Below are 21,925 nucleotides of genomic sequence, written 5' to 3' on the forward strand. Positions count from 1 at the left end.
GTACTCCCCCGCCGGTGGAGATCGTCTCCCCCGCTCGGGGGAAGCCGGCCCGCGGGGCCGGCTGGGACGATGGCGCGATGGCCCGCTTTCTGCGCCCGTTGTTCCTGGGGACCACCTACACGCGTCTGCTGCATCTGTGGGTGCCGATGCTGTTCGTCAGTGTGTGGCTGTTCATCGACATGTCGAGACCGTGGGTGCCCGCGGTGCTGTTGATCCCGCTGGGGCTGGTCCCGGCCGTGCGGCGGGGCGAGGGCGTGCAGGCGCGGTACATGCTGGCGCCGGACGCGCCGCTGGAGCGGGGCAACCGCGACGCGGCGATCTCGGTCGCGCCGTCGGCGACCTGGCGGGACCGGCTGCGGACCGTGCTGTGGCTCGAAGTACGGATGGGCCTCGGGGCGGTGACGACGGGGGTCACCGTCTGGATGCCGGTGACCGCCATCGAACTGGCCGGGGCCGCCTGCGGTCGCCCCGTCGACATCACACTGCTGCCGGTGTCGCCCCCGCCGTGGGCCTGCGCCCTGCTCGTACCCGTGCCGCTGCTCGCGCTGTACGGCGCGGTCGTCGGCCTCGGCGAGCTGGTCACGGCCATCGCGCGCCGACTGCTGGGCCCCTCCCCCGCCGAGCGTCTCGCCGCCCTGGAGGAACGCACCGAACAGCTCCTGGAACGCACGCGCATCGCCCGTGAGCTGCACGACTCCATCGGGCACGCGCTGACCGTGGCGGTGGTGCAGGCGGGCGCGGCACGGGCGGCCGGCGACCCCGCGTTCACCGACCGGGCGCTGCTCGCCATCGAGGACACCGGCCGGGCCGCCCTGGAGGACCTGGAACGCGTGCTCGGCGTGCTGCGCGAGGCGGGGCGCCCCGCGAGCGGCCGACCCACGCTGAGCGAGGCGGACCGGCTCCTGGAGTCGGCGCGCGGCTCGGGTGCGAAGGTGGATGCCGAGGTGACGGGTGCGTTGGAGACCGTGCCGGGACCGGTCTCCCGCGAGGGCTACCGCATCCTCCAGGAGTCCCTGACCAACGTGCTGCGGCACGCGGGGAGCGTGCCGGTGCGGGTCCGTATCGCGGTCGACGACGGCACTCTGGGCCTGGAGGTCCGCAATCCGCTGACGGCCGGGATATCGGGGCCGGGCCGCGGCAGTGGCCTGCGGGGCATACGGGAGCGGGCGGCGCTGCTCGGCGGGCGGGCGCGGACCGGGCCGGACGGGGGTGACTGGGAGGTACGGGTCGAGCTGCCGTTGCGCTGATCTACGCTGGCCGGATGCCGGTCACCGTTCTCCTCGTCGACGACGAACCGCTCGTCCGCGCGGGTCTGCGGGCCGTCCTGGCGGCGCAGCGCGACATCGAGGTCGTGGGAGAGGCGGCCGACGGCGCCGCGGTGATCCCGCTCGTGCGGCAGCTGCGGCCGGACGTCGTCGCCATGGACGTCCGCATGCCGCTCATGGACGGCATCGAGGCCACGCGCGCGCTCCTGCGGACCGTGAGCGATCCCCCGAAGATCCTCGTCGTGACCACGTTCGAGAACGACGAGTACGTGTACGAGGCGCTGCGCGCGGGTGCCGACGGTTTTCTGCTGAAGCGGGCCAGGCCCGCCGAGATCGTGCACGCCGTGCGGCTCGTCGCGGAGGGCGAGTCGCTGCTGTTCCCTGCGTCCGTACGGCAGTTGGCGGCCGAGTACGGGGACGGTGGCGGGAATCCGGCGGCGCGGGCGGCCATGGAGCGCGCCGCGCTGACCGAGCGGGAGGCGGAGGTGCTGCGGCTGATGGCCCGGGGGCTGTCGAACGCGGAGATCGCCGGGCGGCTGATCGTCGGAACCGAGACGGTCAAGTCGCACGTCAGCGCCGTACTGGCGAAGCTGGGAGCCCGGGACCGTACGCAGGCGGTCATCGCGGCGTACGAGTCGGGGTTCGTGGCCCCGAGCTGAAACGGCGGTCCGCCGGTGGCCGAAGCGACCGGTCGGTAGCAAAGGAGGTCCCCGGCTCTCGCCGGGGCGCGCCGCGCCGAGTACGATCCGGCCAACACGCGCACGAGCTGGGAGGACGGACGTTGGGGCGGTTGACCGGCGGGGACCCCTCTCTGCTGCGAAGGATCAATTCCGCGGTGGTGCTGCACGCGTTGCGTGCCACGGACTGCGCGACGCTGACCGAGATCACCCGGGTGACCGGGTTGTCCCGGCCCACGGTCGAAGGTGTCGTGGAAGGGCTGATCGAGGCCGGGCTCGTGGTCGAGCAGGCGGCCGAGGAGGGCGCGGCACGGCGCCAGGGCCGTCCCGCGCGGAGGTTTCGGTTCCGGGCCGAGGCGGGCCATCTGCTGGGCCTGGAGATCGGTCCCCATCGCGTCGCCGGGCTCCTCGCCGATCTGGACGGCCGGGTGCTGGGCGCCATGTCCAAGGAGGTGGACGAGACCGCGTCGGCGGACGAGCGGCTGGAACGGCTGCGCACGGCGGTCGCGGATCTGCTGCGCCGGGCGGGTGTCGCGCGCAGTTCCCTGCGTGCGGTCGGCGTGGGCAGCCCGGGGATCGTCGAGGCGGACGGCACCGTGCGCCTGGGTACGGCGCTGCCGGAGTGGACGGGGCTGCGCCTGGGTGACCGGCTGAACCGCTCCTTCAAATGCCCGGTGCTCGTCGAGAACGACGCCAACGCGGCGGCGGTCGCCGAGCACTGGAAGGGCTCGGCGACGGAGTCGGACGATGTGGTGTTCGTGCTGGCCGGGCTGAGCCCGGGGGCCGGTTCGCTGATCGGCGGGCGGCTGCACCGGGGATACGGGGGCGCCGCCGGGGAGATCGGGGCGCTCCATCTGCTCGGCCGCGGAGCCACTCCCGAGACGCTGCTGTCGACCACGGACGAGCCCCTGCACCCGCTCGACGAGCAGGCCGTGGCCGAGGTCTTCGCGCTGGCCAAGGGCGGTGACCAGCGGGCTCGCGCGGCGGTCGACCGCTTCATCCAGCGCCTCGTGCACGACGTGGCGGCCCTCGTCCTCGCCCTCGACCCGGAACTGGTCGTCGTCGGCGGCTGGGCGGCGGGGCTGGACGGCGTACTGGAACCGCTGCGGCGCGAGCTGGCGCGCTACTGTCTGCGCCCGCCCAAGGTGGCGCTCTCCCTGCTGGGCGAGGCGGCCGTCGCGACGGGCGCCCTGCGGCTGGCCCTCGATCATGTGGAGGAGCAGCTGTTCGCGGTCGAGGGGACCGTGACCGCACGCCGCTGACCAGCGGTCTCACGGGTACGGGAAAGCCGTCATGCCCCGGAGTGTTCCGGGGCATGACGGCAGAGACCTCGGGGCTGCCGCCTGGAGCAGGCCTGGGCCGCGGTTCAGGAGGCCCGGCGCTCGGGGTCGTGGTGGATCTCCACGCCGCCTGAGTCGCCGAAGGTCAGCCGGCAGGTGTCGGCGCGGTACGTGGCCACGGAGACGGCGGCGGTGCGCCCGTCGGCGACGTAACGGGTCGTGACGACGAGGACGGGCGCCCCGGGCAGCCGGTCCAGCTCCTTGGCGTCGTCCGCGCGGGCCGAGCCGAGCTCCACGGCGCGGTCCTGGCCCTCCAGGTCGAGGTGCTGCAGTTCGCGCAGCACGGCACGGGCGAGGGTCGCCCCCGACGGGGCGTCGATCGCGGGCAGGCCGGGTACCGAGGACGCCGGGATGTAGAGCAGCTCGGCGGCGACCGGCTGGCCGTGCGTCACACGGGAGCGGCGGATCGTGTGCACCTGGTCGTCGGGGCCTGTCTCCAGGACCTCGGCCACCGCGGCGGGCGGGACCGCCACCGCGCAGTCCACGGGCCGCCAGGCGTCGCCGACCGCGCCCGGCCACACATGCTGCTCGGTTCCGACGGCCACGCCCACGCGCGGCGGGGCGACGGTCGTGCCCACCCCGCGGCGGCGCTGCAGTCGCCCTTCGAGCTCCAGCTGCTCCAGCGCCTGGCGCAGCGTGGCGCGGGCGACGCCGAACCTGGCCGCGAGGTCGCGTTCGTTGGGCAGGACCTCGCCCACGGAGAACTCGGAGTCCAATGCCTCGGTGAGCACCGTCTTGAGATGCCAGTACTTCGGCTCCGGCACCGTTTCCAGCTGCGTGGTCCCCACCCTGTCCTCCGCAATCGCCGTGGCCCGGCGGCGTTTTAGCGCCCTTGTTTATTAAAGGTTCTTGCACTATCCCTGCGACCATAGGGCCGCCCCCACCCTTGGTCAAGACCAATCCTCGATCCCTTACGGATTGCGGAGGCGTCTTGCCGCACAGCGTTCACAGGGCGTTCGCGCGGGGCGATGTTCGTGACACGACGTCGAAAGCCCCCGTCCAGAAGACGGGGGCTTTCGAGGGGAATGAGGGGAGCGCAGTGGCTACTGGTTGCCCAGGGACACCAGCTTCTCGGGGTTGCGCACGATGTAGATGCACTGGATCCGGCCGTCCACGACATCCAGTTGGACGGTGCTGTCGGGCTTGTCGCCGGAGAGGACGAGGAGCGCGGCGCCTCCGTTGAGCTCCAGGGAGCGGTACGACGGGTCGGGAACACCCTGCTGGGCGATGGCGTACAGGAAGCGGCCCACCTTGTCCGCGGTCTCGATGACCCGCAGCGGCGCCTTGGACAGTCCGCCGCTGTCGCCGATCAGGCGGACGTCCGGGGCCAGCAGGGACATGAGCCCCTCCAGGTCTCCTCCGGCCGCCGCCGCGAGGAACCGCTCGGTCAGGTCGCGGCGTTCGGCCGGGTCGACCTCGTAGCGCGGGCGTCGCTCCTCGACGTGTTTGCGCGCCCGTCCGGCGAGTTGGCGCACGGCGGGCTCGCCCCGGTCGAGGACGGCGGCGATGTCCGCGTACGGGTAGCCGAACGCCTCTCTGAGGACGAACACCGCGCGTTCCAGGGGCGACAGGGACTCCAGGACGACGAGGACGGCGAGCGAGACGGAGTCGGCGAGCACGGCCCGCTCGGCGGTGTCGGGGACGGTGTCCCCGAAGTCGGTGACGTACGGCTCGGGAAGCCACGGTCCCACGTACGCCTCGTTGCGCGACCGCACCTGGCGCAGTCGGTCGACGGCGAGCCGGGTGGCGATGCGCACCAGGTAGGCGCGTGGTTCGCGCACCTCGGTGCGGTCGGCGCCGGACCAGCGCAGCCAGGCTTCCTGGACGACGTCCTCGGCGTCGGCCACCCGTCCCAGCATGCGGTAGGCGACGCCCATCAGGACGGGGCGGTGCTCTTCGAAGACCTCGGTCGCGGTGTCGATGGTCACGGCCCCATCCCATCCCGGCACATCCCGCCGTGTCCAGGCGGCGCCGGTGAACGCGTCGGTCTCGTGGCGACAAGGGGCTACCCGTCGGTAGCAGTTGCTGACAAGCTGTCTACGAAGACGGTTCGTCAACGTGCCACCAGACGAGGAGCAGCATCATGTCCGCCACGGTCTCCTTCAGCCTTCCCTCCGCGCACGGTCCGCGGACCGTGACCATGTCCTACGCGCGCGTGGGCACCGGCGAACCGCTGCTCCTGCTGCACGGCATCGGCCACCACCGGCAGGCCTGGGACCCGGTCGTGCACATCCTGGCCGCCGAACGCGAGGTGATAGCCGTCGACCTGCCCGGGTTCGGCGAGTCCCCGGCGCTGCCCGACGGGCTCAGGCACGACCTCGGGACGGTGGTGCCCACGCTCGGCGGGCTGTGCGAGGCGCTGGAGATCGAGCGTCCGCACGTGGCGGGCAACTCCCTGGGCGGCCTGCTGGCCCTGGAGTTGGGCCGCGAGAAGCTCGTACGGTCCGTCACCGCGATCTCGCCCGCCGGGTTCTGGTCGCCGGTCGAGCGGCGTTACGCCTTCGGTGTGCTGCTCGCGATGCGGCAGGGCGCGCGGCGCCTGCCGCTCCCGGTGATCGAGCGGCTCTCCCGCTCGGCGGCCGGGCGGGCCGCCCTGACCAGCACCATCTACGCCCGGCCCGGCCGCCGTTCACCCGAGGCCGTGGTCGCCGAGACCCTCGCGCTGGCCCGCGCCGAGGGCTTCGCCGACACCCTCCGGGCCGGCACCACCGTCCAGTTCACGGACGACATCCCGGGGCTGCCCGTCACCGTGGCCTGGGGCACCCGGGACCGGCTGCTGGTGCGCCGCCAGGGGATCCGGGCCAAGCACATCATTCCCCGGGCCCGGCTGGTGCGGCTGCCGGGCTGCGGTCACGTCCCGATGAACGACGACCCGGCGCTCGTCGCCCGCGTGATCCTCGACGGCAGCCGCTGACCGACGCCGGCTGAGGCGCCACGCGCCGGAGCCCAGGACGACGCCCGCGCCGACCAGGGCGCTGCCCGCGGCCTGCGCGGCGCCGTACGCGCCGGTGCCGACCAGCGGCGCCGTGCAGGCCGCGGCGACGGGGATGAGCCCGGAGAAGAGCGTGGCGCGCTCCGCGCCGATGCGCTGCATGCCCATGTACCAGCACACGAAGCCGACGACCGTGACGACCGCCGCCTGCCACAACAGCGCGGCGACCTCGGTGGCTTCCGGCATCCGCAGCCACGCGCCGCCGGTGAGGCGCGCGGTGAGGATCCCGGCCACCGCCGACTCGACCGCGGCGATCCCGCAGACGGTGGCCGACAGCAGCCGGGGCCCCAGCGGGCGCAGCACGGGTACGGCGAGCACCGCGAAGCCCACCTCGCCCGCGAGCGCGCACACGGAGTACGCGATCCCCGTGCCGTCGGTGCGGCCCCAGCCCTGGACCGTGAAGGCGCCCACCGCGACGAGCGACGCCCCGTACAGGACCGGGCGTTGGGGCCGGCGCCCCTCAAGAAGGGGGACGACAACGGCCACGACCACCGGGGCGCAGCCCACGAACACGCCCGGAACGGCTGGTTCCGCGGTGCGTTCGGCGGCGATCACGGCGAGGTTGAAGCCGACCATGCCGACGGCCGCGAGCAGCGCGAGGCGCCCCCACCGGCGTACCGTGAGCCGCCGCAGCGGTGCCGTGCCACCCCGTCCGACCAGCGGCAGGAGCAGCACGCAGGCGAGACCGTAGCGAAGGAACTGACCCCCCGCGTACGGGTAGTGGCCCAGGACGCTGTTGGCGGTGAAGGAGCCTCCGACGAGGACGCAGGCGAGGGCGGCGAGCAGCGACCCGCGGAGGGGGGTGGTGTTCATGACGGTGACGCTACGAAGCGCCGCGGTCCGGTTTAAGGTCCACTTTCATGACGCCATCGGGGACCACATGACGCCGTCGGGGGCCGCCTCGGAGATCACGCCGTCGGGGCCCGCATGGGAGCTGCTCGTGCCGGCCGTATCGGCACCGGCACGCGCGCGTGGGCGCGCTTTGCAGGCCGCGCTGCGCGAGGCGGTCCGCACCGGGCGGCTCGCGCCGGGCACCCGGCTGCCGTCCAGCCGCGAGCTCGCCGCCGACCTCGGGGTGTCGCGGGGGCTGGTCACGGAGGCGTACGAGCAGTTGACCGCGGAGGGGTACCTGCGCAGCGACCGGGGCGCGGGGACCTGGGTCGGCGGCGCCGCCCGGGCGGCCCACCCGCGCGCGCGTGACCTCGCACCGCGCCCCGCCGGGGCCCGCGCCGACTTCCTTCCCGGGACACCGGATCTGTCGCTGTTCCCGCGCGCCGCCTGGGCGGCCGCCCAGCGCGGGGTCCTCGCCGAACTGTCCCACCAAGCGCTCGGTTACCCGGATCCGCGCGGTCTGCCCCGGCTGCGCACCGCCCTCGCCGAACTGCTCGCACGGCGCCGCGGCGTGGTCGCGGACCCCGAGCGCGTCATCGTGGTCTCCGGGGTCGCGCAGGCGACGACCCTGCTCGGATTCGTGCTCCACGCGCGCGGGGTGCGCGCGATCGGCGTAGAGGACCCCGGAAGCCCGGAGCACGGCGCCCTCTACGCCTCGGCCGGCCTCGACGCCGTACCGCTGCCGCTGGACGGCGAAGGGCTGGCCAGCGGGCCGCTGAAGGAGTCGGGCGTACGGGCGGTGGTGACCACGCCCGCCCACCAGTTCCCGTCGGGGATCGCCTACTCGGCACGGCGCCGCACGGAACTCCTCGACTGGGCGCGCTCGGTGGACGGTCTGGTGGTCGAGGACGACTACGACGGGGACTTCCGCTACGACCGTGCTCCCGTGGGGGCGCTTCAAGGGCTCGATCCCGAGCGCGTCGCCTACACGGGGTCGGTCAGCAAGTCGCTCGCGCCCGGGCTGCGGCTCGGCTGGCTGCTGGTACCGGCGGCGCTCGCCGAGGAGGTCGTCGAGCGCAAGCGCACCATGGACCTCGGGAACCCCGTCGTGGACCAGGCGCTCCTGGCCCGCTTCGTGGAACGGGGCGACTACGACCGGCAGCTGCGCCGCTGCCAGCGCGCCTACCGGGAACGGCGCGACACCCTCGTATCCGCGCTGGAGGAGCACTTTCCCGGTACCGAGGTGTCCGGGATCGCGGCGGGCCTGCATGTCATCGCCGTGCTGCCCGGGAGGTACGGGCCGCCGGAGTACTTCCTGGAGCGAACCGCGGCGGCGGGGGTGTCCGTGCGCCCACTGACGGACTACGGGCGGACGGTCGAGCGCGCCGACGTACGCCTGGTGCTCGGTTACGCCCACCAGTCCCCCGCGCGGATCCGCGACGGCGTACGTCTGATGGCGCAGGCGCTGCGCGCCTGACCGCTGAAGAAGCGTCCGGGTGAGTGGGAAGCCGGAGCATCCGTGGGACGTGCGCGCTCGGGGGCGGATGTCGCCGCCCTTGTCGACGGGGCCAGTTGTTCACTTGTGGTTTCCGTGTGCGCTGCGGCGCACCCGTAGTTGTGGCTGGGCACATCGCCCGACTCCGTCGACTCCGACCCTGGAGGCGCATTCATGTCACACCGCCCGCAAAGCCCTCTCCCCCTCCCCGGTCGCCGCGGCGTCCTGCGCGGATCCCTCGCCGCCTCCGCGGCCCTGGCCCTGCCCACCGCACTCGGCTCGGCCCCGGCGTTCGCGCTGTCCGGGCGGCCCGAGGCGGGGTGGGGTGTCCAGGCCGGAGACGTGAGCGCGCACTCCGGCCTGGTGTGGGTCCGCTCGGACCGCCCCGCCCGGATGATCGTCGAGACGTCCGCGACCGAGTCCTTCCGCAACCCGCGCAGATGGCACGGTCCGCTGCTCGGCGCGGACTCCGACTTCACCGGTACGACACGGCTGCACGGACTGCCCTCCGGCGAGCAGATCCACTACCGCGTGCTGCTGGCCGACCCCGACGATCCGCGTCGTACGGGCGAGCCGGTGACCGGCACCTTCCGCACCGCGCCCGCGAAGCGGCGCCACGACGTCCGGTTCGTCTGGTCCGGTGACCTGGCCGGACAGGGCTGGGGCATCAACGAGTCCATCGGCGGCTACCGGATCTTCGACGCCATGGCGAAGGTGGACCCGGACTTCTTCCTGTGCAGCGGCGACAACATCTACGCCGACGGCCCGATCTCGGCCACGGCGCCGCTTCCGGACGGCAGCCTGTACCGGAACATCACCACCGAGGAGAAGTCGCACGTCGCGGTCACCCTGGCCGACTACCGGGGCAACTTCCGCTACAACCTGCTGGACTCGGCGCTGCGCCGGTTCAACGCCCGGGTTCCGAACATCATCCAGTGGGACGACCACGAGGTCCGCAACAACTGGTACCCGGGCGAGGTCATCGGGTCCGGCACCCCCTATCCGGCTGGCACGAAACTCGACGACCTGGCCGCCCGTGCCCGGCGGGCGTTCTCGGAGTACTTCCCGATCTCCACCGTCAGCGGACGCCCGGACGGACGGATCTACCGGACCGTCCACCACGGCCCGCTCCTGGACGTGTTCGTCCTGGACATGCGGACCTACCGGAACGCCAACTCGCCCGACGACCAGACGACCGACCCGCAGGGCATCCTCGGCCGCGAACAGCTGGAGTGGCTCAAGCGCGAGCTGGCCGCGTCGCGCGCGGTGTGGAAGGTCATCGCCGCCGACATGCCGCTCGGCCTGGTCGTGCCCGACCCGGTCGAGGGCAAGCCGAACATCGAGGCCGTCGCCCAGGGCGACCCGGGCGCGCCGCTCGGCCGCGAGCTGCAGATCGCCGAGCTGCTGCGGTTCATCAAGCACCGGCGGATCACCGGGACCGTGTGGCTGACGGCCGACGTCCACCACACCTCGGCACAGCACTACGACCCCTCGCGGGCCGCTTTCAAGGACTTCGAGCCGTTCTGGGAGTTCGTCTCCGGACCGCTCAACGCGGGCGCCTTCCAGGCGAACGCCCTGGACGGCACCTTCGGCCCCGACCGGGTCTTCGTCAAGGCTCCCGCCACCGCCAACGTCTCGCCGGCGGACGGTTACCAGTTCTTCGGCGAGGTCGACATCGACGGCGACAGCGGGGAGCTGACGGTGCGGCTGCGCGACCTGGACGGCACGGTGTTGTTCACACAGGTGTTGCAGCCGGGGCGTGTGGGTCAGTAACGGCGCCCAACTCCCGTACCCTCGAAGGGTCGGGCCGCGCACCGGAGTCATCCCCCGGTGCGCGGCCGCTCTCGTGACCAGGCACGTAAGCCAGATGATCCGAGGTAGGCAAAACAAGGGCAAAAAGAACCGCAAAAAGGATAGAACGACACTTTACCGATCAGTCACAGACCGTTCGTGATCACGCAACACCATTCCTTCACAGTGGTTGCATGACTCCAGACATGTCTGATGTGACCCGGGCGAAGCACGGACGCCCCGTCCACCACTGGCGACGCGACGTGGTCGAGCTCGCCGCGCTGTTCACGGCCGTCGCGGTCGCCGACGCCGTCGCCAACCTGATCGGACACGGCCCCGACGGCCCGGCCCTGCTGGTGATCTCGTCCGTGGTCCTGGTGGCCACGGCCGGATTCCACACATGGTGGGCACGCCGCCACGGTCACGCCCCGCCCTCGGGCGATACCGGTGCCCGGACGCTCGCCGTGGGGCGAGGGTCCGGGCGGGCCGACCGGGCCACGGCGGCGCCGGAGACCGTCACCGGAGAGACCGTCCTGTGGCGGATGCGGACGACGGTGAAGGACGAGCCCGGTTCGCTGGCCGCGCTGTGCATGGCCCTGGCCCACCAGCGGGTCGACATCCTGAGCCTGCAGACGCACCCGCTCGCCGAGGGCACGGTCGACGAGTTCCTGCTCCGCGCGCCCGTCGAACTGAACGCGTCCGAGATCACCCGCGCCGTCTCGCTGGCGGGCGGCACCGGGACCTGGATCGAACGGGCCGACGCCCACGACCTGGTGGACGCTCCGACGCGCGTCCTGGGACTCGCCACGCGCACGGCTTTGGACGCCGCGGAACTTCCGCTCGCCCTCCGGCAGTTGCTCGGTAGGTGCACCATTCGCTCGCTGCCCGCCCGCTCCCCCGGGTCGGGTCGGGCGGAAGAGGGCGCGCCGGTCGAAGGAGTGCTGGAAGACACGGTGATGCGGTTGCGCGCACCGGAGGGTGGGGTGATCACGGTGGAACGGCCGTATCTGCCGTTCACGCCGACCGAGTTCGCTCGGGCGCGGGCGTTGGTGGAGCTGGACGCGCGGCTGGGTCCGCGCATCCCGCTCCACCAGGACATGCTGACACTTCCGGAGGGCAACGCGATCACCGTGCGTCGCGCCGACGTCTCCGACGTCGCCGCGGCGAAGGCGATGCACGAGCGCTGCTCCCCGCGCACGTTGAGCATGCGCTACCACGGGCCGGTCGGTGACGCGGACCGCTATCTGAACCACCTGCTCAGCCCGCGCTTCGGACGCACCCTCGCCGTGCAGACGGCCTCGGGACGCGTCGTCGGGCTCGGCCATCTCCTCTGGGACGGCGACGAGACGGAGATCGCGCTGCTCGTCGAGGACGACTGGCAGCGGCGCGGGATCGGCGCCGAACTGCTCGGCCGGCTCGTGACGATGGCCGTCGAGGCGGGCTGCGAGAGCGTGTACGCCGTCACGCAGGCCTCCAACACCGGCATGGTCGCCGCCATGCGCGGCCTGGACCTCCCCCTCGACTACCAGATCGAGGAGGGCACCCTCGTCATCACGGCCCGCCTGGACGCCACTCCGGTGGCCTCCCGACTGCCGTACGACCAGGAGCAGAAGCAGGGGCAGAAGAAGTAGGACGGACACCGGGAGGCCCCGGGCACCTTGCCCGGGGCCTCTCCCTGGTCACCGCCCCAACGCACCGTCCAGATCGGCCCACAGGTCCTCCACGTCCTCCAGCCCCACCGACAGGCGCAGCAGCCGGTCACCGACCCCCGACTCGCGGCGGTCGTCGGCGGCCACGATGCGGTGGCTGATGGACGCCGGATGCTGGATCAGGCTGTCGACACTGCCGAGGCTCACCGCCGGGGTGATCAGACGGACCCCGGCGATGACCTCGTGCGGGTCGCCGTGGACCTCGAAGGCGATCATGGCACCGCCGATCCGCGGATAGTGGACGCGGTCGACGCGCGGATCGGCGGCGAGCCGGCGGGCGAGTTCGGCGGCGTTGGCGGACGCGGCCCGGACCCGTACGGGCAGGGTCGACAGGCCGCGCAGCAGCAGATACCCGGCCAGCGGATGCAGCACGCCCCCGGTCGCGAACCGCACTTGGCGCAGCCCCCGGGCGAACTCCTCGTCGCAGGCCACCACTCCGGCCATGACGTCCCCGTGTCCGCCCAGGTACTTGGTGGCGCTGTGCAGGACCAGGCGGGCTCCCTGCTCCGCGGGGCGTTGCAGCACGGGTGTGGCGAAGGTGTTGTCGGCGAGCAGCGGAACGGACCCGCAGGCGTGCGCGACGGCGCGCAGGTCGAGTTCGGCGAGCGTCGGATTGGCCGGGGACTCGACCATGACGAGGCCGGTGTCGGGGCGCAGGGCGTCCGCGATGCCCGCCGGGTCGACCCAGGTGACCTCGGAGCCCAGCAGCCCGGCGGTGAGCAGGTGGTCGCTGCAGCCGTACAGGGGCCGTACGGCGACGACGTGGCGCAGGCCGAGCGCGTTGCGCACGAGCAGTACGGCGCTCAGCGCGGCCATGCCGCTCGCGAAGGCGACCGCGCTCTCGGTTCCTTCGAGGCGGGCGAGGGCGGTCTCGAAACGGGCGACGGTCGGGTTGCCGAGGCGCCCGTAGACGGGCGGGCCCTCCGGCTCGGCGCCGTCGGCCGCGAACGCGTCGATGCGAGCGGCTTCGCCGCGACTGTCGTACGAGGGGTAGGTCGTGGACAGGTCGATCGGCGCGGCGTGCAGCCCCAGCCGGGCGAGGTCCTCCCGCCCCGCGTGCACGGCCTCGGTGGCGAGGGCACGCGGCGCGAGGGCACGGGTGCCCTGAACGCCGTAGAGGTCGTCCCGACCGTCATAGGAGTCGCCCTGAGTGTCGCGGGAGCCGTCCTGAGCTTCGTATGCGTCGTGCACCACGGATTCCATGCACAGCAGACTGAACACCGGCCGGGACCCCGGACGCACACTCCGTGTAACGTTCGGGCCATGGCCGAATCTGTCGTACTCGATCCGGTGGATCTTCATCTGCTGCGGCTGCTCCAGAACGACGCACGGACGACCTACCGCGATCTCGCCGCGCAGGTCGGAGTCGCGCCCTCGACCTGCCTGGACCGGGTGACGAGGCTGCGCCGCGCGGGGGTGATTCTCGGCCATCAGCTGCGCCTCGATCCGGCGAAGCTCGGGCGGGGCCTGGAAGCCCTGCTGTCCGTGCAGGTCAGACCGCACAGCCGCGAGTTGGTCGGGCCGTTCGTGGAGCGGATCAGGGCGCTGCCGGAGTCCCGGACCGTCTTCCACCTCACCGGGCCCGACGACTACCTCGTCCTGGTCGCCGTCGCGGACATGGCCGACCTGCAACGGCTGGTCCTCGACGAGTTCACGTCCCGGCGCGAGGTGGCCCGGGTGGAGACCCGGTTGATCTTCCAGCAGTGGGACTGCGGCCCACTACTCCCGCCCTCCCCGCCGTCGCCCTCCTCCTCGTCCTCGGCGCCGACCTCGGCAAAATCAGGCTGATGCCCGCCCCATGCCCGGTCGACCGGGCTGACGCGGCACCCGTCCTCGTATGAGGATGTCGGCATGTCAGAGACGAAGAGCCCGCTGCCCCGCGAGGTCGCCGACGCGTATGTCGACGATCTCATCGCCCTCGATCCGGTCCTCGGTACCTACCTCGGTGTGAAGGAGAGTGCCGACAAGCTCCCCGACACCTCGCCCGCGGGGCAGGAGGCCGTCGCGGCGCTGGCGCGGACGACGCTCGCCCGGCTCGACGAGGCGGAGCGGCGGCCGGGGGCGGACAGCGACATCGAGCGCCGCTGCGCCCGGCTGCTGCGCGAGCGGCTCACCGCCGAACTGGCCGTCCACGACGCCGACGAGGGCCTGCGGGCCGTCGGCAACATGCAGACGGCCGCGCACTACGTGCGCCAGGTGTTCACCATCGCGCCCACGGAGACGGACGAGGACTGGGCCGCGATCGCCGAGCGACTGCGCGCGGTGCCGACCGCCCTTACGGGGTACCGCGAGTCCCTCGCCCTCGGCCTGGAGCGCAAGCTGTACGCGGGCCCGCGCCCCACCGCGACCTTCATCGAGCAGCTCACCGAGTGGTCGGACCCGGACGGGCAGGGCCGTGGCTGGTTCGAGGACTTCGTGTCCGCGGGGCCCGATGCCCTGCGGGACGAGCTGGACACGGCCGCCCGGACGGCCACACGGGCCCTGGTGGAGCTGCGCGACTGGATGCGTGACGTCTACGCGCCCACGATCGAGGGCGCGCCGAACACGGTGGGCCGCGAGCGGTACGCGCGCTGGGCGCGCTACTTCAACGGTACGGATCTCGACCTCGACGAGGCGTACGCGTACGGCTGGTCCGAGTACCACCGGCTCCTCGCGGAGATGAGGTCCGAGGCCGAGAAGATCCTGCCCGGCGCCGAGACCCCCTGGGTGGCGCTCGCGCATCTCGACGAGCACGGCAGGCACATCGAGGGCGTCGACGAGGTCCAGACGTGGCTCCAGGGAGTGATGGACCGGGCGATCGACGCCCTGGACGGCACCCACTTCGAACTCGCCGAGCCGGTACGGAAGGTGGAGTCGCGCATCGCGCCGCCCGGCGGCGCGGCGGCCCCGTACTACACCGCGCCGTCCGCGGACTTCTCGCGGCCCGGCCGCACGTGGCTGCCCACCATGGGGCAGACCCGCTTTCCCGTGTACGACCTCGTCTCGACCTGGTACCACGAGGGCGTCCCCGGCCATCACCTCCAGCTCGCCCAGTGGGTGTACGTGGTCGACGACCTCTCGCGCTACCAGGCCACCGTCGGTCTCGTCAGCGCCAACGCCGAGGGCTGGGCGCTGTACGCGGAGCGGCTGATGGACGAGCTCGGCTTCCTGGAGGACGCGGAGCAGCGGCTCGGCTACCTGGACGCGCAGATGATGCGCGCGGCCCGGGTCATCGTCGACATCGGCATGCACCTCGAACTGGAGATTCCGGCGGACTCTCCCTTCCACCCGGGCGAGCGCTGGACCCCGGAGCTGGCGCAGGAGTTCTTCGGCGCGCACAGCAGCCGTCCGGCCGACTTCGTGGAGAGCGAACTCACCCGCTACCTCTCCATCCCGGGTCAGGCCATCGGCTACAAGCTCGGTGAGCGGGCCTGGCTGCTGGGCCGCGAGAACGCGAAGAAGCGGCACGGCGCCGCCTTCGACGCCAAGGCCTGGCACATGGCGGCCCTGTCCCAGGGTTCGCTGGGCCTGGACGACCTGGTGGACGAACTGTCCCGGCTCTGACGGACTCCGACGACGGCCGGGCTCACCGCGACGACTGAGCCCGGCCGTCGCGTATCCAGTACGCCGCGTACCCAGTACCCCGCGTATCCAGTACGCGGGGTATCAGGCACGTGGGGTATCAAGTACGGGGAGTACCGGAATTACCGGGCGTGCTCGGCGTGTTCGGTGTGCTCGGCATGCTCGGAGCACAGGCAGCCGACGCCCTTCTCGATCCACTCCCGGCCGACCCACTCCGGGTGCCGTTCGAGCATCAGCGCCGAGATCTCCTCGACGATCGTCCGCTCGTCCACGGCGGAGTCCCGGCGGGCCCATGTCTCGTCCCGCAGCAGCCGCAGGTAGTCGCGCACGTCTGCCAGCAGCCCCGCACCGCCGACCTCGCCGTGGCCGGGCACCACGATCCGGGGAGCCTGAGCCGCCAGCCGCTCCATCACCGCGATCCAGCGGGTTCCGGACACGTCGGTGTCGTAGGGCGGGAACCAGGGGAAGATGGCGAACTGCCCGGCTTCCACGAGGTCCCCCGTGAACAGGACGTCCGCGTCCGGCACCCTGACCACCTGGTCGCCCCTGCTGTGGGCCCGGCCGGTGGCCCGCAGCTGCACCACCCGCCCGCCCAGGTCCAGGTCGTACGCCTGGTCGTAGACGACATCGGGCCGCGCCGGTTCGACGCCCTGGAGCCGACGCTCGACCGGCTCGCCGAGCCCCTTGAACATCTCCAGGTAACCCGGCCCCTTCACCTTCAGGTCCTCGGCCTGGTCCCGGTTGAGCAGGAACGTCGCTTCCCCGGCGAACACCTGCGCCCCGAAGGCGTGCTCGGGGTGAAAATGCGTCGTCGTCAGGTAGATCCGACGTCCCTTGGCATGGTCGGCCGCGAACTCCAGCACCTTTTCGGCGTTGCTCGGGCCCATGCCGGTCTCGACGACGAGCACGGCACCATGACCGCCGATCACGCCGATGTTGGGCACGAGCTGCACCCGCCGGTCGGGGATGACCACCAGGTCACGGGCCAGCTCCTGAGCACCCTCGACGTGCACGACGGGATCCGTCGTCACCGCTTCCTCAGACACTGCGACTCCTCGGTGTTGCGCTGAGCCACCAGTCCAGCGCGGGACGTCCGGTGCGTCCAACACCGATCTCGCAACCCCGATACCGCACGGGTATCGTCGCAGTTGAGCGAAGTCGAGAGAGCGGCTCGGGACGGCGATGGAGCGATGATGGAGCTGCGGACCCTGCGCTACTTCGTGGCGGTCGCCGAAGAACTCCACTTCGGCCGGGCCGCCGCGCGACTGCACATGACCCAGCCGCCGCTGAGCCGGGCCGTCAAGCAGCTGGAGACCGACCTCGGCTGCGAACTGCTGCGCCGCTCACCCACGGGCGTCACCCTCACCCCGGCCGGGGCCCTCCTGCACGACGAGGCGTGCACCCTGCTGGCGCGGGCCGACCAGGCCAGGGCCCGGGTGGCCGCCGCGGCCGGCACGGCCACCCTGACCATCGGCACCCTCGCCGACAGCGCCGAGCAGGTCGGCACCCGGCTGGCCGTCGCCTACCGGCACCAACACCCCGCCGTGCGCATCCGCATCCGCGAGGCCGACCTGACCGACCCGACCATCGGACTGCGGGCCGGCCTCGTCGACGTGGCCCTGACGCGGGCGCCCTTCGACGACACCGGCATCAGCACCCGCGTGCTGCGGTCGGACCCGATCGGTGTGGTCCTGCGCGCCGACGACCCGCTGGCCGACCGCGACCGGCTGCGCCTGGACGAACTCGCCGACCGCCGCTGGTTCCGGTTTCCGGAGGGCACGGACCCGCTGTGGCAGGCCTTCTGGACGGGCCCGCCCGGCGCCGACGGGCGCCATGACGGTCCCGTCATCCGCACCGCCCACGAATGCCTCCAGTCGGTCCTGTGGAACGACACCGTCGGGCTGATGCCCCTCGCGCACTCCCAGGCCCTGCCCGAGGGCCTCACGGTGATCCCCTTGGCGGATGCGCCGCCCAGTGATCTGGTCATCGCGTGGAACAGCGCCCACACCACCCCGCTCATCCGCTCGTTCGTCAGCCTCGCGACGGCCCTCACACGCTCCTAGGGGCGGTCAGCAGCCACAGTCCGCCGCGTCCACCGGAGCCGTCAGCGGGTCCGCCGCGCGCCGCTCGTCTCCCTCCCAGGTCTCGTACGCGAAGCCTTCGCGCACCCAGTACTCGAAGCCCCCGAGCATCTCCTTGACCAGGAAGCCGAGTTCGGCGAGGGCGAGGGCGGCACGGGTCGCGCCGTTGCAGCCGGGTCCCCAGCAGTAGGTGACGACGGGCACCGACCTGTCGAGGAGCTGCTCCGCCTGCTCGGGGATGAGCGCGGTGGGCAGGTGGATCGCACCGGGCACGTGCCCCTGGTCCCAGGACGCGGTGGAGCGGGAGTCGAGGACCACGAAGCCGGGGTCGCCGCCCGCCGCGAGCGCGGAGGCGACGTCGGAGACATCGGCGTGGAAGGCGAGGCTCGCGCCGAAGTGGGCGACGGCCTCGGCCGGGGACGCCGGGGCGACCCGCAGCACGGGGTTCGTCCTGGTCGCGGCGCTGGTCACCGTGGTGTCGACGGTCACAGTCATGGTCCTGCCTTCCCTCCCGGCCCCGGCTGACCGGCACCTTCGCGGCACCGGCCCCACGGGGATCTCCTGGCCAGAAATCTACGGCCGGTGATCCTCTTCCTGAAGTGGGGATCCACGGCATCGCTCTTGATCGGCCGGGGTTTTCCCTGCTATCCATCGCTCATGACCGCGTATTCCCCGGACGCCACCGACTGGCGCATCCTCGACGTCCTCCAGCGCGAGGGCAGGGCCAGCTTCGCGGAGCTGGCCCGTGCCGTCTCGATGTCCGCGAGCGCGGTCACCGAGCGGGTGCGCCGCCTGGAGGAGGCGGGCGTCATCCAGGGGTACGCGGCCGTCGTCGACCCGGAGAGCCTCGGTCTGCCGATCCTGGCCTTCGTCCGGCTGCGCTATCCGAACGGCAACTACAAGCCGTTCCACGACCTCGTCGAGGCGACGCCCGAGATCCTGGAGGCGCACCACGTCACGGGCGACGACTGCTTCGTCATCAAGGTCGCGGCGCGCTCGATGAACCATCTGGAGAAGATCTCCGGCCGGATCGGCACCCTGGGCTCGGTGACCACGAGTGTCGTGTACTCCTCACCGCTCCCCCGGCGCCCCCTGGGTCACTGATCCCCCGGCGATCCGCCGACTCGGTCCTGGACGCCCCGCTGCCGTACGACCGATCCCGTTCTGCCCTTCACGACCTCGAGCTGGGCGTGGATGCGCCGCCGCAGGTCGGCGACATGGCTGACGATGCCCACGCTGCGATCACGCTCCCGCAGGGAGTCGAGCACGTCGAGGACCTCGTCCAGGGTCTGGTCGTCGAGGCTGCCGAAACCCTCGTCGATGAACAGCGTGTCCAGCCGCACCCCGCCGGCCTCGTCCGTGACGACGTCCGCGAGGCCGAGGGCCAGCGCGAGCGAGGCGAAGAACGTCTCGCCCCCGGAGAGTGTCGCCGTGTCGCGCTCCCGGCCGGTCCAGGCGTCCACGACATGCAGTCCGAGCCCGCTGCGGCCACGGCCGGCTCGGTCGTCGGAGTGGACGAGGGTGTAGCGCCCGGAGGACATGCGCTGAAGTCGTACGGTCGCGGCGGCGGCCACCTGTTCCAGGCGGGCGGCGAGGACGTACGACTCCAGGCGCATCCTGCGCTCGTTCTCCGCCGAGGTGCCCGCGGCCAGCCCCGCCAGGCGTGCCACCCGGTCGAACTCCTCACGCAGCGGCGCGAGCCGGCGTACGGACGTGCCCGCGCGCGTCGACAGCCGGTCCAGTTCCGTGCAGCGTCGGGCGGCCTCGTCCTGGGCGGAGGCGGTCTCCCGCAGCCGTCGGGCGGCGGACTCGGCGGCCCGTTCGGCGGCGGCAAGGTCGGCGGTCGGCCGCTCGGCGGCGGCCGCCGTGTCGGCCTCGGCGAGCACGGCGCGCACCGCGCCGTCCTCCAACTGCCATGCGTCGAGGCGTCGTTGGAGGTCCCGGTGGGCCGCGTTGTCGAGGAGCGCGGCGGCCGCGGCCTGAGGGGTGTCGAAACCGGCACGGAAGGCCGCGTCGGACAGGCGGGCGTCGGCGTCCTTCAGACGCTGCGCGGTGTCCTCGGCCACGCGCACGGCCTCGGCAGCCTCCGCGAGCAGGGCGGCCCGCCGCTCCAGCTGCGCGGCGCGCGCGGCGACGCTCTCGGCGGCGCCCCGCGCCTGCGCCAACTCCTCCTCCAGGGAGGCCCTTTCGCCGTCGTTCCGGTCGCGGTGGGAGACTCGGGCGGCGGATCGCAGCGCGATCTCCTGCTGGGCCGCGACCCGCCGCTCGTGCTCGAGTCCCGCCTGCGCGAGCCGCTCCCGCGCGGCGTGCAGCCCGGATCCCGCAGCCCGCGCCTCGGCGTACCGCAGCTCCAACTCCTCGGCCTGCTCGGCGAGTTGCCCGGTCGGTGTGTCGCCCGCCTCGGCGGTCGCGGCCGCCAGCGCCTCGCGTACGAGGCCGAGCCCGCGCTCGTCCTTGGTGGCCTGTTCGTCGGCGCGCTGGTACGCGGCGAGGGCGCGCTCCTCGGCCTCCCGGTCGATGTGTCCGGCGTCCTTGCGCGCGGGTGCGGGGTGCGCGGAGCTGCCGCACACGGCGCAGGGCTCGCCGTCGACGAGACCGGCGGCGAGTTCCGCGGCGATGCCCTGAAGACGCTGTTCCTTCAGATCGAGCCAGTGGACCCGGGCGTCCGTCGCGCGTTCACGGGCGGCGAGGGCCCGAGCGTGGGCGGCGTCCGTGTCCCGGGCGAACTGGTCGCGCTGCCGGGCCGCCCTGAGCCGCGCCTGGGCGGGATCGCGCCGCTCGGCGAGCTGTTCCGCACGTGTGGTGGCCTCCTGCGCGGACTCGACGCGTGCCTGGAGCTCCGCGCGGGTCACCTCCCAGGTGACGAGCCAGCTCTCGGCGTCCTGGCGGACGTCCTCGTCCTCGCGCTCCTGGCGGTCCAGGGAGGCGCGCTCCCGGGTGAGTTCGCCGAGCCGGCGCTCCGCCCTGCGGGCCGACTCCAGGCCGCCGAGCTCCTCGGCCGCCTTGCGCGCCGCCGCCGCGAGCCCGGGCGCACCGGCTCCGGCGTAGGTGTCCGGCAGGGCGAGACGCGCGCGTGCCTCGGCCGTGGCCGCGCTGCGGTGTTCGGCCTCGGCGGTGTCACGCAGATCGAGCGCGGGGGCGACCGTCTCGGCCTTGCGCGCCCGCTCCATCCGCGCCTGTGCCTCCCGATGGGCGTCGGCGCGCTCCTCCAGCCGCGCGGCGCGCTCCCGCGCCTCGGTGAACCTGCGCTGCAGCCGGGCCACTTCGCGTACGTCGTCGAGTACGCGGTCGGCGGCGGCCTGCGCGGACTCGGCCGCCGTACGCGCGGTGCGCGCGAGGGTCAGCCGCTCGCGGGCCGTGCTGCGGGCCACCGCGGCCCAGGTCAGGACGGCGTCGGCGAGGCCGGGCTCACCGGGCGCGAGAGCGGGCGGCGGCACCTCGACGATGTCCCCGGCGGCCTGCTGCATGCGATGCGCGTCGGCGAGCAACGCGGCGTCGCCCTCGCGTACTTCGGCCTCCGTGGCGCGGCGCCGCTCGGCGAGCCGCTTCTCGACCTCGGCGAAGCGGTGGGTGTCGAAGAGCCGGCCGAGCAGCTTGCCGCGGGCCTCGGCGTCGGCCCGCAGGAAGCGGGCGAAGTCGCCCTGGGGCAGCAGCACGACCTGGCAGAACTGCTCACGGCTCATGCCGAGCAGTTGGGTGATCTCCTCGCCGATCTCCTGGTGGGAGCGGCTGAGGTCCTTCCAGGTGGCCGCCGGCGCCTCGTACTCGCGCAGCCAGCTCTGCGCCTTCTCGGTGGTCGTGCCCGTGCCGCGCTTCTTGGGGCGGGCCCAGGGCGGCTGCCGGGTGACCTCCAACCGGCGCCCCGCGACGGTGAGTTCGAGAGTGATCTCGGTGCGCGTCGCGGGTGCCGCGTGATCGCTGCGCAGGGTCAGGCCCTGGCCGCTCTGGCGGGCGCCCGGGACCGCCCCGTACAGCGCGTAGCAGACGGCGTCGAGGACGGACGTCTTGCCCGCGCCCGTCGGGCCGTGCAGCAGGAAGAGCCCCGCGGCCGACAGCTCGTCGAAATCGACGCTCTGGGTGCCGCCGAACGGCCCGAAGGCCGTGATGTCCAGGCGGTGCAGCCTCATCGGGCCTCCTTCGGGTCCAGCGGGTCCAGCGCGTCTCGCGTGTCGTGCGTACGTGG

17 protein-coding genes and 1 pseudogene are annotated in these 21,925 nt (G+C 72.9%); 11 read left to right on the top strand and 7 right to left on the bottom strand.

The window, feature by feature from the left end; all coding sequences use genetic code 11:
* Nucleotides 1-77 precede the first annotated feature (77 nt).
* The 3 genes from FNV62_RS11205 (at nt 78) to FNV62_RS11215 (ending at nt 3,204) form a co-directional block, all read left to right on the top strand.
* Nucleotides 78-1,247 carry a sensor histidine kinase gene (locus FNV62_RS11205; protein WP_143612797.1) on the top strand — a complete coding sequence of 390 codons (1,170 nt, stop codon included), beginning with the start codon at nt 78-80 and terminating at the stop codon, nt 1,245-1,247.
* A 14-nt stretch (nt 1,248-1,261) separates the two neighbouring features.
* A complete protein-coding gene (locus FNV62_RS11210) occupies nt 1,262-1,924 on the top strand; it encodes a response regulator transcription factor (RefSeq protein WP_143612798.1) in 663 nt (220 codons plus the stop codon).
* 122 nt (nt 1,925-2,046) lie between these two features.
* Nucleotides 2,047-3,204, top strand: coding sequence for an ROK family transcriptional regulator (locus tag FNV62_RS11215; protein ID WP_054229016.1), 1,158 nt, complete (start codon nt 2,047-2,049; stop codon nt 3,202-3,204).
* A gap of 104 nt (nt 3,205-3,308) precedes the next feature.
* Here the strand turns inward: FNV62_RS11215 and FNV62_RS11220 are convergent, their stop codons facing one another.
* Together FNV62_RS11220 and FNV62_RS11225 are read right to left on the bottom strand one after the other, a co-directional pair.
* Nucleotides 3,309-4,070 carry a GntR family transcriptional regulator gene (locus tag FNV62_RS11220; protein WP_143612799.1) on the bottom strand — a complete coding sequence of 254 codons (762 nt, stop codon included), beginning with the start codon at nt 4,068-4,070 and terminating at the stop codon, nt 3,309-3,311.
* A 255-nt stretch (nt 4,071-4,325) separates the two neighbouring features.
* Nucleotides 4,326-5,210 carry an RNA polymerase sigma-70 factor gene (locus FNV62_RS11225; RefSeq protein WP_143612800.1) on the bottom strand — a complete coding sequence of 295 codons (885 nt, stop codon included), beginning with the start codon at nt 5,208-5,210 and terminating at the stop codon, nt 4,326-4,328.
* 155 nt (nt 5,211-5,365) lie between these two features.
* On the opposite strand from FNV62_RS11225, the gene FNV62_RS11230 reads away from it, so the two are divergent.
* Nucleotides 5,366-6,196 (top strand): alpha/beta fold hydrolase, encoded by an 831-nt coding sequence (locus tag FNV62_RS11230; RefSeq protein WP_054229019.1) that lies wholly within the window; start codon nt 5,366-5,368, stop codon nt 6,194-6,196.
* Nucleotides 6,197-6,289: 93 nt separating this feature from the next.
* On the opposite strand, the pseudogene FNV62_RS11235 reads toward FNV62_RS11230, so the two are convergent.
* Nucleotides 6,290-7,087 (bottom strand): annotated as a pseudogene (locus FNV62_RS11235) (DMT family transporter); the annotation flags it as partial.
* Nucleotides 7,088-7,154: 67 nt separating this feature from the next.
* Here FNV62_RS11235 and FNV62_RS11240 point away from each other — a divergent pair.
* The 3 genes from FNV62_RS11240 (at nt 7,155) to FNV62_RS11250 (ending at nt 12,022) form a co-directional block, all read left to right on the top strand.
* Nucleotides 7,155-8,582, top strand: coding sequence for a PLP-dependent aminotransferase family protein (locus FNV62_RS11240; protein WP_143612801.1), 1,428 nt, complete (start codon nt 7,155-7,157; stop codon nt 8,580-8,582).
* Between the two features lie 192 nt (nt 8,583-8,774).
* Nucleotides 8,775-10,373 carry an alkaline phosphatase D family protein gene (locus FNV62_RS11245; RefSeq protein WP_143612802.1) on the top strand — a complete coding sequence of 533 codons (1,599 nt, stop codon included), beginning with the start codon at nt 8,775-8,777 and terminating at the stop codon, nt 10,371-10,373.
* Nucleotides 10,374-10,597: 224 nt separating this feature from the next.
* Nucleotides 10,598-12,022, top strand: coding sequence for a GNAT family N-acetyltransferase (locus FNV62_RS11250; RefSeq protein WP_097283770.1), 1,425 nt, complete (start codon nt 10,598-10,600; stop codon nt 12,020-12,022).
* Between the two features lie 48 nt (nt 12,023-12,070).
* On the opposite strand, the gene FNV62_RS11255 is transcribed toward FNV62_RS11250, so the two are convergent.
* On the bottom strand, nt 12,071-13,402 hold the full coding sequence (locus FNV62_RS11255) for a trans-sulfuration enzyme family protein (RefSeq protein ID WP_143600957.1): 1,332 nt from the start codon (nt 13,400-13,402) through the stop codon (nt 12,071-12,073).
* Here FNV62_RS11255 and FNV62_RS11260 point away from each other — a divergent pair.
* Together FNV62_RS11260 and FNV62_RS11265 are read left to right on the top strand one after the other, a co-directional pair.
* A complete protein-coding gene (locus FNV62_RS11260) occupies nt 13,364-13,888 on the top strand; it encodes an Lrp/AsnC family transcriptional regulator (RefSeq protein ID WP_143600958.1) in 525 nt (174 codons plus the stop codon). The genes FNV62_RS11255 and FNV62_RS11260 overlap by 39 nt on opposite strands.
* Before the next feature lie 63 nt (nt 13,889-13,951).
* A complete protein-coding gene (locus FNV62_RS11265) occupies nt 13,952-15,643 on the top strand; it encodes a DUF885 domain-containing protein (protein ID WP_144315156.1) in 1,692 nt (563 codons plus the stop codon).
* A 140-nt stretch (nt 15,644-15,783) separates the two neighbouring features.
* Here FNV62_RS11265 and FNV62_RS11270 read toward each other — a convergent pair whose 3' ends face one another.
* The gene (locus tag FNV62_RS11270; RefSeq protein WP_143600960.1) at nt 15,784-16,707 is read right to left on the bottom strand and encodes an MBL fold metallo-hydrolase; all 924 of its coding nucleotides are present in this window, start codon (nt 16,705-16,707) and stop codon (nt 15,784-15,786) included.
* A 147-nt stretch (nt 16,708-16,854) separates the two neighbouring features.
* On the opposite strand from FNV62_RS11270, the gene FNV62_RS11275 reads away from it, so the two are divergent.
* Nucleotides 16,855-17,724: a LysR family transcriptional regulator gene (locus FNV62_RS11275; RefSeq protein WP_097288831.1), complete on the top strand. Its 870-nt coding sequence runs from the start codon at nt 16,855-16,857 to the stop codon at nt 17,722-17,724.
* 6 nt (nt 17,725-17,730) lie between these two features.
* Here FNV62_RS11275 and FNV62_RS11280 read toward each other — a convergent pair whose 3' ends face one another.
* Complete coding sequence (locus FNV62_RS11280) at nt 17,731-18,237, bottom strand: rhodanese-like domain-containing protein (RefSeq protein WP_143600961.1); 507 nt, start codon at nt 18,235-18,237, stop codon at nt 17,731-17,733.
* Between the two features lie 162 nt (nt 18,238-18,399).
* On the opposite strand from FNV62_RS11280, the gene FNV62_RS11285 reads away from it, so the two are divergent.
* Entirely contained in the window at nt 18,400-18,846 is a 447-nt protein-coding gene (locus FNV62_RS11285; protein ID WP_054229027.1) for an Lrp/AsnC family transcriptional regulator, read from the top strand.
* Here FNV62_RS11285 and FNV62_RS11290 read toward each other — a convergent pair.
* Nucleotides 18,840-21,869: an AAA family ATPase gene (locus FNV62_RS11290; protein ID WP_144315158.1), complete on the bottom strand. Its 3,030-nt coding sequence runs from the start codon at nt 21,867-21,869 to the stop codon at nt 18,840-18,842. The genes FNV62_RS11285 and FNV62_RS11290 overlap by 7 nt on opposite strands.
* Between the last annotated feature and the right edge of the window lie 56 nt (nt 21,870-21,925).

Source organism: Streptomyces sp. RLB3-17 (assembly GCF_007113425.2).
Lineage (GTDB): Bacteria > Actinomycetota > Actinomycetes > Streptomycetales > Streptomycetaceae > Streptomyces > Streptomyces mirabilis_D.